The sequence below is a fragment of the Shewanella eurypsychrophilus genome, assembly GCF_007004545.3.
In the GTDB taxonomy this organism is placed as follows: Bacteria; Pseudomonadota; Gammaproteobacteria; order Enterobacterales; family Shewanellaceae; genus Shewanella; species Shewanella eurypsychrophilus.
The window spans coordinates 2,331,036-2,343,183 of sequence record NZ_CP045503.2 but is presented as its reverse complement, the minus strand read 5'-3'; the positions used below and the strand labels follow the sequence as shown (position 1 = coordinate 2,343,183).

The 12,148-nt window shown below is 43.7% G+C and carries 10 protein-coding genes; 6 read left to right on the top strand and 4 right to left on the bottom strand.

Annotated elements, in window-relative coordinates; genetic code table 11:
* Window positions 1-4: 4 nt before the first annotated feature.
* The gene (trhO, locus tag FM038_RS09890; protein ID WP_142870830.1) at window positions 5-991 is read right to left on the bottom strand and encodes an oxygen-dependent tRNA uridine(34) hydroxylase TrhO; all 987 of its coding nucleotides are present in this window, start codon (window positions 989-991) and stop codon (window positions 5-7) included.
* A gap of 256 nt (window positions 992-1,247) precedes the next feature.
* Between trhO and FM038_RS09885 the strand changes: the two genes are divergently transcribed.
* Together FM038_RS09885 and FM038_RS09880 are read left to right on the top strand one after the other, a co-directional pair.
* A complete protein-coding gene (locus tag FM038_RS09885) occupies window positions 1,248-1,907 on the top strand; it encodes a glutathione S-transferase (RefSeq protein WP_142870831.1) in 660 nt (219 codons plus the stop codon).
* 102 nt (window positions 1,908-2,009) lie between these two features.
* Complete coding sequence (locus FM038_RS09880) at window positions 2,010-2,657, top strand: class I SAM-dependent methyltransferase (RefSeq protein WP_142870832.1); 648 nt, start codon at window positions 2,010-2,012, stop codon at window positions 2,655-2,657.
* An 89-nt stretch (window positions 2,658-2,746) separates the two neighbouring features.
* Here FM038_RS09880 and FM038_RS09875 read toward each other — a convergent pair whose 3' ends face one another.
* On the bottom strand, window positions 2,747-3,355 hold the full coding sequence (locus tag FM038_RS09875; protein WP_142870833.1) for a LysE family translocator: 609 nt from the start codon (window positions 3,353-3,355) through the stop codon (window positions 2,747-2,749).
* Between the two features lie 157 nt (window positions 3,356-3,512).
* Between FM038_RS09875 and FM038_RS09870 the strand changes: the two genes are divergently transcribed.
* The 4 genes from FM038_RS09870 (at window position 3,513) to ilvN (ending at window position 9,227) form a co-directional block, all read left to right on the top strand.
* On the top strand, window positions 3,513-4,883 hold the full coding sequence (locus FM038_RS09870; protein ID WP_142870834.1) for an aminotransferase-like domain-containing protein: 1,371 nt from the start codon (window positions 3,513-3,515) through the stop codon (window positions 4,881-4,883).
* A 430-nt stretch (window positions 4,884-5,313) separates the two neighbouring features.
* Window positions 5,314-6,552 carry a multidrug effflux MFS transporter gene (locus FM038_RS09865; RefSeq protein ID WP_142870835.1) on the top strand — a complete coding sequence of 413 codons (1,239 nt, stop codon included), beginning with the start codon at window positions 5,314-5,316 and terminating at the stop codon, window positions 6,550-6,552.
* 459 nt (window positions 6,553-7,011) lie between these two features.
* The gene (locus FM038_RS09860) at window positions 7,012-8,733 is read left to right on the top strand and encodes an acetolactate synthase 3 large subunit (protein WP_142870836.1); all 1,722 of its coding nucleotides are present in this window, start codon (window positions 7,012-7,014) and stop codon (window positions 8,731-8,733) included.
* Complete coding sequence (gene ilvN, locus FM038_RS09855; protein ID WP_142870837.1) at window positions 8,733-9,227, top strand: acetolactate synthase small subunit; 495 nt, start codon at window positions 8,733-8,735, stop codon at window positions 9,225-9,227. Before FM038_RS09860 ends, ilvN begins: the two co-directional genes overlap by 1 nt.
* A 187-nt stretch (window positions 9,228-9,414) precedes the next feature.
* Here ilvN and FM038_RS09850 read toward each other — a convergent pair whose 3' ends face one another.
* The gene (locus FM038_RS09850) at window positions 9,415-9,855 is read right to left on the bottom strand and encodes an Hsp20 family protein (protein WP_142870838.1); all 441 of its coding nucleotides are present in this window, start codon (window positions 9,853-9,855) and stop codon (window positions 9,415-9,417) included.
* 318 nt (window positions 9,856-10,173) lie between these two features.
* A complete protein-coding gene (gene ushA / locus FM038_RS09845; protein ID WP_142870839.1) occupies window positions 10,174-11,886 on the bottom strand; it encodes a bifunctional UDP-sugar hydrolase/5'-nucleotidase UshA in 1,713 nt (570 codons plus the stop codon).
* Window positions 11,887-12,148: the final 262 nt, after the last annotated feature.

Sequence of the window (12,148 nt, the reverse complement as noted above, 5' to 3'; positions counted from 1 at the left end):
TAATTTATTTCTTATTCAATTCAAGCTGGGCTTGTTTCAAGATTTCCTTCTCACTGCGCCGAGACTGGATAACCGATTTTACATCGCTGCCGATATGCGCTTCACCACGCTTTTGGGCGAGCTGCATTTGGCGCTCACGCTCTTCGAAGCGCTGACGTTGTTTATCAGATATTGTATCAATACAGTGGGGACAGCTTACACCTTGGACATAAGCAACACTCGCCTTCTCAGCTTCAGTGATTGGCATACGGCAGGCATTACACTGATCGTATTGACCTTTTTCTAAATCATGGTTAACCGCTACACGATTATCAAATACAAAGCACTCACCTTCCCACAAGCTTTCTTCTTGCTTAACTTCTTCTAGGTATTTGAGCACGCCACCTTCGAGATGATAAACTTCATTAAAACCTTGCTCTTTAAGGTAAGCAGTTGATTTTTCACAGCGAATTCCACCGGTACAGAACATGGCCACTTTCTTGTGTTTGGCCGGATCTAAATTCTGTTTGACATAATCAGGAAATTCTCTAAATGTGTTCGTCTTTGGATCAACGGCATGCTTAAAGGTCCCTATCTGAACCTCATACTCATTGCGAGTATCCACTAAGATCACATCTGGATCTGAAATTAATGCGTTCCAGTCTTTTGGCTTAACATACGTGCCCACCACTTTCAGCGGATCGATTCCTTCGACACCCATGGTCACAATTTCTTTCTTTAGTTTTACTTTTGTACGATAAAATGGCATTTCATCATCAAATGAAAATTTATGCACAATATTATCTAAATCAGGCTGACTCGCTAACCAATTCAGTAGCTTATCGATCGCTTCTTGAGAGCCAGCGACAGTGCCATTGATACCTTCACTGGCCAATAATAGAGTGCCTTTAATCGCAGATCCTGTCATGACATTGAGCAGCGGTTTTTGAATGGATTCAAAATGCGGTAGAGAAACAAATTTATATAAAGCACAAACAACAACTTGGGACATATTAACCTCAATGCTGGCAGGAGCTTAATCTCCTGTGCATAAAATAATGACAGCCCGCAACGTGATACAGGCAACAAAAAGCAGCAGAATTCTACACGAGTCACGCTTTGACAAACAGATACAAAATGTAAGGTTATTATTCTTTATAAAAATTTCGCTTAATCGTTTTCAACTCTGCTGCCATTTATTGATTGTCATTTTTTCTTTAGCAGTTAAGAATGACTGCTGAAATACTTAATAAAAATGAAGCTATCCCATGCCATTACCCATTCTCTACTCTTTTAGACGTTGCCCTTACGCCATGCGTGCCCGTTTAAGTATTTACCTGTCTAAGACCTCTGTATCTTTACGAGAGATAATCCTTAAGCATAAACCTCAGCCTATGCTTAATGCTTCACCCAAAGGCACGGTACCTGTATTAATATTGCCAGATGGATCCGTTATCGATGAAAGCTTAGATATCATGTGTTGGGCATTAAGCCATTACGATCCCAATAACCTGTTACTGAATGATAACCCTAGACAGCAAGAGATAGCCAAAGCCTTGATAGAAACTAATGATAATGACTTTAAACCTTGGCTCGACAAATATAAGTATGCCGACAGGCACCCCGAACAGACTGAAGCGTTTTACCGCTCTGAAGGCGAGAAGTTTATCGCTCAACTTGAACACCTATTAGAGAAACATCAGCAGTTATTAGGTGATTCAATTAGCATTGTTGATATTGCTATCTTTCCATTTATCCGCCAATTTTCGGGAGTAGATAGTGCTTGGTTTAAACAAGCTCCATACCCGAATGTACAGCGCTGGTTAACGGCTCACCTTGAGAGCCCGGCATTTGTTTATATAATGAAAAAGTATCCGACTTGGCTGGAGAGCGACGAATCCTTTCTATTTGGCTCAAATATAACCTGAGCGCACAAAACTTATACGAAAAATGAGGGGCTTTGTAATGGATAATGCCTTCTATACATACAGTTTGGCCCCAGCATAATATCTTGGTTTCAATGGAGTGATATGAACAAATATCAGCATACAGTCAGTACGTTTGACAAGTTAGCCGAGCGCTATCAAGACAAGTACATGGATTTGTCCCTGTACGGCGATACTTTTGACACCTTTATTGAGCAATTGCGGCTCATTAAAGCTACCAGCTTATTTGAAATGGCATGCGGGCCTGGCAATATTACTCGCTTACTCCACAAACACTTACCAGAGCTGTCGATATTTGCCACCGATCTGTCACCTAACATGGTCAAACTGGCACAGATAAACAATCCTACAGCAGTCATTGAGGTGATGGATTGTCGTAAAATAGCTCAAATCGATGATAAATTTAATGCCATCATGAGTGGCTTCTGTTTACCCTACTTATCAAAAGATGATGCTAAAGAACTGATAGAGGCTTGCGCAGCATTACTACTCCCAAATGGTGTTATCTACCTCAGCACTATGGAAGATGATTATGAAAAATCTAAATACTCAGAGAATAGTGAGGGAGATAAAGTGTATACCCATTATCATCAGGCTGAGCACTTGAGCAAACTCTTAAAGGAAAGTGGGTTTGAGATCCTCAAGCTAATACATAAAACAAGCCCAGCTCAACAAGGTAGCAGTGAGAAAGATCTGTTTATTATCGCTCAATTAACTGATGTTACCCTGTGAAGTTTATCTCACTTTTCCAGTGTTAATCATCGAGTCGACTGATTATTAGCTTGGGCTCCCTATTATTTATTACCATTATCTAACTAGCATTAGTTAACGACCATAGGAATTGAGGCGACTAATAACGCAGCCATTAGCCAATTAAAGTGCATGCGCCTCTTGGCTGAATTTAACAGTTTACGGATAGCTGCACCAAGAAAAACCCAAGTAAATGAAGCTGGCAAACCGACCAAATTAAACACTATCACACCAAGAATTGCACTGAGCCAGAATGCCTCGCCCGCTAGAGTAAATGCGCTACATAAAGTGATCGTCGCCATCCATGATTTAGGATTCACCCATTGAAACAATGCTGCTTCTTTTAGCGTCATGGGTCTGGCATTGCTGTCTTCTACCTTATCGCCCACAGATGATGTTGCCACCCGATAGGCTAGAAACAACAAGTAAGCAATCGACAAATACTTAAGCACTTGATGAAATACAGGCCAACTCTCAAATAGCGCACCTAATCCCAGTAAAATGGACACATGCAATGTCGTTTGACCCACTCTAATCCCCAGAATATGAGGTAATGTGCTTTTAACGCCATAATTGGCCCCTGATTGAGCCAGCAAAATATTATTAGGTCCTGGTGTCATGGTCATGGTGGCGCCAAATATCCCTGCTGAGATCATCAACGCCCATAAAGATTGATCCATTCGTTTCTCCTTTTTATGATCTCTACTGCTTTCGCCATTTAATCACGTCAATTTGCTACATCTTGAACACGAAATAATGTATGCATACAATTATTGACACAATTAGCTTTACGTGCATAATAAACACAACTAAAAATGGATCAATGGTTTTATTGTCGTGGGTACAATCTGGACGCCAAAGCTCAATGCCTTTCATGGGCCTAAATATTTACGAATATTTGAGGCTATTGAAGATGCTATCCAGTGTGGTGCATTAGCCGATGGTGAAAAGCTTCCGCCTCAAAGGCAGCTGGCGGATAGACTTGGAGTAACCATAGGTACGGTTACCCGTGGATATGCCCAAGCCGAGCAAAAAGGCTTAGTTGAAGCACGAGTCGGAGCGGGTACTTATGTTAAGCCGCAATTTAAACCGAGTCGTTCAGAGCAACAGGTGAACTTCGCCACCTGTCAGCAACCTTTGACCAATCAAATCGGGGCGCTCAGTGAAGCCTTGACTCAGCTTGCCAAAGACCCTCACAAGCTCAGTGTGTTACTTGGATATCATCCGAATCCATTACCTGAGCAGCAGTTTGTCTTCCACCAATGGTTATCTAAACGCGGGATCATCCAATCCAGTGAGGATCTGCTCTTTACCCACGGCGCGCAGCAAGGCATATATGTCACTCTTAATGGTTTACTTAAGCCCGGTGATACACTGCTTCATGAGGAGAACTGCTATCCCGGGATCAGACTTGCCGCTCAGCAATTAGGACTTAACAGCATAGGCGTGCCCTTAACTCATGATGGGCTCGATCTGGATACTCTGGTCAAATTAGTCATTGAGCACCAGCCTAAGATCATCTACCTGACGCTGAACAATCAAAACCCGACCTGCATTCAATATAGCGATGCCCAGAGAGAAACCCTACTCGACCTTGCTCAGCAACATGATTTTTATATTATCGAAGATGACGTGAATTACTGTTTACCTGGGGAGTGGAAGGCCCCGCTCTGGAATCTTAGTCTAAGCAGAAAAAGCAGCAATAGCCCTCACAGGGTTATCTACCTCTCCAGTTTGTCTAAATTATTCTCTGGTGGATTGAGACAAGGTTTCCTGCTGATCCCAGAGCACCTCAAACCACAGATTAAGCTTGCGCTTCATAGCCAATGTTGGATGATTTCACCACTCAATATTGAGCTGGCGACTCAACTTATCTCTACCAAGTCTCTGATGGGTGACAGAGACAACCTCATCGCTCAGAGGCAACAATTGTGTATTGAGATGAGTGAAAGGCTTGGACTTAAGCACAGATGGCGAGGACTCACTGGCTGGTTACAGCTCAAGTCTCCGGTCAAAGCCCACCACGTGGTGACATCACTGGCAAGTACAGGGATCTTAATTCGAAATGGTGATGATTTCGATAACCACGACAATTTCATTCGATTAAGTATCGGGGGAGCAAACAGCAATGCCGAGTTTGAAGCCTCCATACTCGCAATTGAATCTTGTATCTTAACCTTGACTCAAAATGCCTACTCAGTCATGTGAGCTATCTATGAAAACGAAGAGATAAAAGTGGCTTCAAGAATGAAGCCCCATAGCTGGTTAATACATAACCAAACATGATCAGGCTATAAGTAAGCGGTATGAGGTATGAGGTATGAGGTATGAGGTAAAGTCATCATTGATGCATATCAATGGCTGTATTTCGTTACAATTAGCCATGCTTAAAATAAACTTAAATTCAACTTACCCATGGCTAATTGTCCTGATCACTCGTACAATAATTTATCTCAGATAACGGTTATAAACATGTTATTGATACCAGAGATGTCCAGCTAAATCTGCGCAATTAATGTTCCGACAAACAAACTATGAATTGTGTCAACACGATTTTTATCGTCTAAATCTAGTCATGACTTGATAGTAATCATATGTGCCCAATATTAGGGTTCATTCTCACTTATAAGAGGTATTAGTGAAAACGGCATCCAATCAAGCGAGCCCCACAACAGGTCCAGCAGCCAATTTAAATCTTGTCATCTTGATCCCTATGTTGTCTGCAATTATCGCAATTACACCATTAGCTATCGATCTTTATCTGCCCGCCATGGCGACACTTGCCGGTAGTTTCCATACCGATATCACTATGGTGCAACAGTCACTCAGTATCTATTTAGCTGGGTACGCGTTAGGCATGCTCTGTTTTGGTCCTCTAGCCGATCGAATTGGCCGCCGTCCTTTGGTTATCGCAGGCCTTACCGGTTTTGCCTTAATGAGCTTTCTACTCGCCTTTGTCACCAGTATCGAGTCATTTTTAGCACTTAGATTCGGTCAAGCCTTCATCGGCGCAGCAGCGACTGTGGTCGTCCCAGGTTATATCAAAGAGGTTTATGGGAAAAACACGGCTAAGGGAATGTCTTATGTCAGCCTTATCATGATGTTGGCTCCATTAGTAGCGCCTAGTATCGGCAGTTTGATTCTTGAATTTGGTGAATGGCACCTTATCTTTTTCATCTTAGGCTTCTACGCTATCATCTTACTGGTTTTGGTGTTTTGGAAGTTGAAAATGCCCAGCGATAAGGATTTAAGCAAGCGTAGTCAAAAGTCCTTTTTTGGTGCCTACGCGGTGGTCTTTACTAAGCCAGGGGTAAAGCTTCATATTGCCAGTGGCGTGCTGACCTCCTTTGCATTCTTCTGTTACCTGACGGCGTCGCCATTTGTCTATATGGAGGTCTTCGGCTTAGATAAATCCTTGTTTGCCATCTTGTTCAGCACCAATGTCAGCGCTCTGATGCTGGCCAATATCGTTAATAGCCGCATTGTCGTTCGTTATGGTTCACGCAGGATGCTCAAGGTGGCCACCTTGCTAGCTATCATCGCCGGCTCTGCCCTTTTTGCGGTAAATTGGATGGGGATGAGCTATCACTTTACCGTGATCACTTTGCTGCCATTTATGGCGTGCCTCGGCGTGATGTCTGTCAATGCAGATGCTATTGTCTTGATGCAGTTCCAAAAAGAGACGGGTACGGCTACGGCAGTTGTTGGTACCTTGAGGTTTGGCTTCGGCGCGGTAGCCGGTCCTCTATTGGCCCTATTTTACACAGGCACTGCAGTCCCTTTCTCCGCCCTTATGTTAAGTGCTGTTATCTTGGTCGCTTTTTGTCAGTTCTTCGCTCACAGGCGCTGCCAGAGTGATTTATCTCCAGCGAGTTGACCCTGCTTGTACGGTAAAATATGTCCTTTATGCTCAAACTCAGCATATAAGGACATAATTTACCCAACGGTGTAGATGCAAACATCTGAAAATACAGTGGATCCCATATCGACCAGAATCAACATTTTCATTCAATTCGATAAAGACTCATCAAAATATTCTTGATTTACTCACTAAAAACTCACTTATCTAGCATTATCTGCATCTTTAACTGTATTTTTTCTCATAAACGGCGTTATTTAAAAAATAATACTTGAATAGATCTGCTTTTTTTATATGATGAAATTCTGTTCATTTGAAACAGGTGTCGCGCCTTACAAGGTAAAATTAACTTTTAAACCAAAAGTTACTCGGCATTTCGAGAGCAAGGATTACCGTCCACGCTCATTTAATTCAAGCGATTACCGTCGCTGTAGCAAGATACTGCATACCGTAGCGGTAACTTATGAGGGTTTACAAATGGAGAAGTTATCAGGCGCCAGCATGGTCGTCCGTTCTCTTATCGACGAGGGCGTAAAACATATATTCGGCTATCCAGGCGGATCTGTATTAGATATCTATGATGCCCTTCACGAAAAGTCAAAAATCGAACATATTCTTGTCCGTCACGAACAAGCTGCCGTGCATATGGCCGATGGTTACGCTCGTTCAACCGGCGAAGTCGGCGTAGTACTAGTGACATCAGGCCCTGGGGCTACCAACACCATCACAGGTATTGCCACCGCTTATACAGATTCTATCCCACTGGTGATTATATCCGGTCAGGTTCCCAGTAACTTGATCGGCAATGATGCATTCCAGGAGTGCGACATGATTGGGATCTCACGCCCCGTGGTTAAGCACAGCTTCCTAGTGACCGATGCCAAAGACATTCCGACAATCATCAAGAAAGCCTTCTTTATCGCGGCCAGTGGTCGCCCAGGACCCGTTGTTGTCGATGTACCCAAAGATTGCATGAACCCTGAAATCTTGTATGAGTATCAATACCCTAAAGATATCAGCATGCGTTCATACAACCCGACCACATCAGGTCATAAAGGCCAGATACGCCGTGGTCTTCAGGCGCTATTGGCAGCTAAAAAGCCTGTACTCTACGTCGGTGGCGGTGCCATCATCTCTGAGTGTGACAAGCAAATTCTAGCACTATCAGAAACGCTCAATATACCGGTAGTCAGTACCCTGATGGGACTTGGTGCCTTCCCGGCCAGCCATGATAACAGCTTGGGCATGCTTGGCATGCATGGCTGTTATGAAGCCAATATGGCGATGCATAATACCGACCTTATCTTCGGTATCGGCGTGAGATTCGATGACCGGACCACCAATAATGTCGAAAAATACTGCCCTAACGCCACCATCTTACATATAGATATCGATCCATCTTCTATCTCTAAGACGATCAGAGTCGATATCCCCATAGTAGGTTCGGCCGATTGCATACTCGATGAGATGTTAGCGCAACTCTCGACCAGCGGTGACACGAATGCCGATGAAGCCGCCATCGACTATTGGTGGAGCGAGATAAGTCAATGGCGTTCGCGCAAGAGCCTGGCCTATGACACTAGTCCAGATAAGATTAAACCCCAGCAAGTGATCGAAACACTGCATAAGCTCACCGATGGAGATGCCTATGTAGCATCGGACGTGGGTCAACACCAGATGTTTGCCGCGCTCTATTACCCATTCGACAAACCACGTCGCTGGATAAACTCCGGCGGACTGGGCACCATGGGCTTTGGACTCCCCGCCGCTATGGGCGTGAAATTTGCCCATCCCGATGCTACCGTGCTGTGCGTCACAGGTGACGGTTCCATTCAGATGAATATTCAAGAGCTTTCAACGGCTCTGCAATATGGTATCCCGGTCAAGATCATCAACCTGAATAACCGTTTCCTTGGCATGGTCAAACAGTGGCAGGATATGATCTATTCCGGTCGTCACTCACATTCCTATATGGATTCGGTACCCAATTTTGCCAAGATTGCGGAAGCTTATGGCCATGTTGGTATCAGCATCAGCGATCCAGCTGAGCTCGAATCGGGTCTGAAGAAGGCCCTGTCGATGACAGATAAGCTGGTATTTGTCGATATACATATCGATCAGACTGAGCATGTGTACCCCATGTTGATCCGCGGCGGCGCGATGAACGAGATGTGGCTGAGCAAAACGGAGAAAAGCTGATGCGTCGTATTATATCTGTATTACTGGAAAACCAACCCGGCGCCCTATCTCGCGTCGTCGGCCTATTCTCTCAACGCGGCTATAACATCGAGAGCTTAACTGTAGCGCCCACCGATGATATTACTCTGTCTCGTCTTAACATCTGTGTGGTGGCCGATGAAGCAGTGCTCGAACAGATAGAAAAACAGTTACATAAGTTAATCGACATTCTTAAAGTTTCCAATATCACCGAAGCTGATCACATCGAACGAGAGATCGCGTTAGTGAAAGTGAAAGCCAAAGGTAATACCCGTGATGAAGTTAAGCGTACAGCTGACATTTTTAGAGGACAGATTGTCGATGTGACTGCCGAGCTTTATACCATTCAGCTAACCGGTACATCCGGCAAGCTGGATGCCTTTATCGGCGCAGTAAGTGAAGTCACTAAGGTGGTTGAAGTGTCTCGCTCCGGTGTTGTTGGATTATCGCGCGGTGAGAAGGCAATGCGAGCCTAAGAATAGTAAACTATTTTTATAAGCTTTATTTAAAAGTTAGACACTAAAAAGGGAGCATTAGCTCCCTTCTTTTATGGCGGTTTTTATCAGCAATAAACGAGTACTGAGTCCAGGCATTGCTCAATAATATGAGCATTAAACTCGCTTAACTCTACAACTCACCTTAAATAAAACAAGCTTGAGTCAGCTATTCTGATTCCAGAACACGTGATGTACCAATCTCAATTTTTCTTGGCTTTAAAGCCTCGGGGATCTCGCGTTGCAGATCGATATTGAGCAAGCCATTTTCAAGATTAGCCCCAATCACAGTCACATAGTCTGCAAGCTGAAAAGTACGTTCAAAACCGCGTTCAGCAATACCTTGATAAAGGTACTTACGCGACTTATCTTCTGCCACTTTGGTTCCCTTCACTAATAACTTTTCACCTTCGCTGGTGATATCGAGTTCATCCATGCTGAAACCGGCAACCGCCATAGTAATGCGATAACGGCTTTCGTTGAGAAGTTCGATGTTATAAGGGGGATACCCAGAGTTGCCTTTGTTGGACGCCGCATGCTCTGCAAGCTGGGCTAGACGATCGAAGCCAATGGCACTGCGGTATAGGGGAGTAAGATCATAATTACGCATAGTTATATCCTTGTCTTAAGCAATATATTTAATTTAAGTTGGCCGACTCGACTGCAGAAGCAATTTTTTGTCGCACCGATTGATTACTCGTTAACTCTTATGACCCCGAAGGCATCACGAACTGAGTTAACTTAGGAACCTCATCGAGCGTTCCATAAACTATATATGTAGTCGTATTTTTTATTTTCAAGGGGGCAAACAATTATTTTAAAATTATTTGTTGGTAGGAAAGTATGCGGAGTATAAATAAAAAAAGCAGCTCGAAAGCTGCTTTTTAAAAAACTTTTAACACTAAACCAACGCTAAACTAACGCTAAATTAACGCTGACAAGCCAGAGTACTATTACTGTTCAAGAACTGAATATCACTGGCAACTGGAGCAAAATCAGCAACCATAATATCACCGATGTCTTTAATGTAGGTGTACATAACTTCAGCATCTACATAACCAGTCATAACAGGTGCAAGTACTGGGTAGCCATCACCGCCTGCTGCATTGAAGCTAGGAACGGTAAAGCTGTACATTGCATCTGCAGCAAAACCTTTACCATTTATGTCGTTAATCGCGACGGTTTTAGCTTCACAATCAACATCCATCTTAATCCCTACAAGCTGAGGGTATGCGCCAGAACCTTCTACACCGATATCGACTGTAGCGACGACATTTAGGTACTCAGTGATTTCTGCGCCAGTCATTGTGCTCAAGGTAATTGAGTTGCCAAATGGCTGTACAGTCAGCACATCTTTGTACGTGATTTCACCGGCTTCGATAGAATCACGTACACCACCTGAGTTCATGACTGCAAAGTCAGCATCTACTTTAGTACGCTGAGCTTCAGCAATCAGACGACCCATATTAGTCTGTTGTGTACGAACAACGCCACGGTCTCCTTCAAGTTTGCCATCGGTAGTACCGATAACTTCAAGAAGCTCTTCCTGACCGACATTTTGGTACTGCTGCATAATTTCAAGCACGGTAGCATCAGGCGTGATTGCTTCACCGATAAGGACACGCTCGCCCTCTTCGTTCTTCTTCTTCAAGTTAACAGGGATCAACTTGTAGCTGGCTAAATGTAGCTCATCATTGAAGTATTCAAAATTAGCTTGGCCAACATACTTACCCCACTCGTGAGCCTGCATGATGAACGTGCCGTTCTGCACATCTGGCTTACATTCGCCACCAGGTGTGAACTCAGGATCGTATGCATCACCTTCCATACAAACTGGGTTCTGGGAGTGTCCACCGATCACTGCTGCTAAGTCACCAGGAGTCATAGCACGAGCCAGAGCAACATCACCAGGTGCGTTGCTGCCGCTAACCGCATCGGCAAAGTGGCCCATGTGAGTCGTCGCGAAAATCAAGTCAGCCACATCGGCATCTTTAATATCTTGAATAACTTTCTTAAGTTCTTCTTGTGGGTCGGTAAATTCGAGACCGCTGATGAATTCAGGGTTACCAATTTTGGCTGTATCTTCAGTTGTCAGACCGACAACCGCGATGCGAAGACCGTTAACATCGAATACCTTGTATGGTTCGAAATAACGAGCACCTGAGACTTTGTCATAGATGTTAGCCGCTAACATCGGGAAGTTAGCCAGTTCACGCTGCATATCAACAACTGATAATGGGTTATCAAACTCGTGGTTACCCACTGCCATCGCATCATAACCAATTAGGTTCATACCAACGAAATCCGGACGTGCATCTTGCAAGTCTGACTCAGGTACACCTGTGTTGATATCACCACCAGAAAGTAAGATGGTTTCGCCACCATTTGACTCAACTTCGGCACGGATCTGGTCGATCAGCGTCTTACGCGCCGCCATTCCATACTCGCCATATTTGTTTTCAAAGAAGCGGCCATGGTTATCGTTAGTGTGAAGTACGGTGAAAATTGTACAAGCTTCACCCGCTTCAGCACATGTAGTAGGCAGAACAACTTCTTTGTTGTCATCGTTATCACTACCACAACCTGATAATGCCGCTAAAACTGCAGTCGCAACTAAACCTTTAATTAGCTTATTTGTCATTACTATCAACCCCTAGATTTTTTATAAAATATCTTTTTGGTAACCATCATTGTTTACAAAAACGGACTCTTCGATCTCGCTGGCAACATCATAGCAAAGAATATTTGGCTAATGTGTCATTTTTATGAATTTTTGTGACGTTAATGTGTTGCTTTACAGTGATTTATTTCAACAATTGTTCATATATAAGAACAGACTAAAAAGCCAACAAGTATAAGTTAAAGCATCTCGAGTCAATATCGACCACAAACAATCAGTGTTA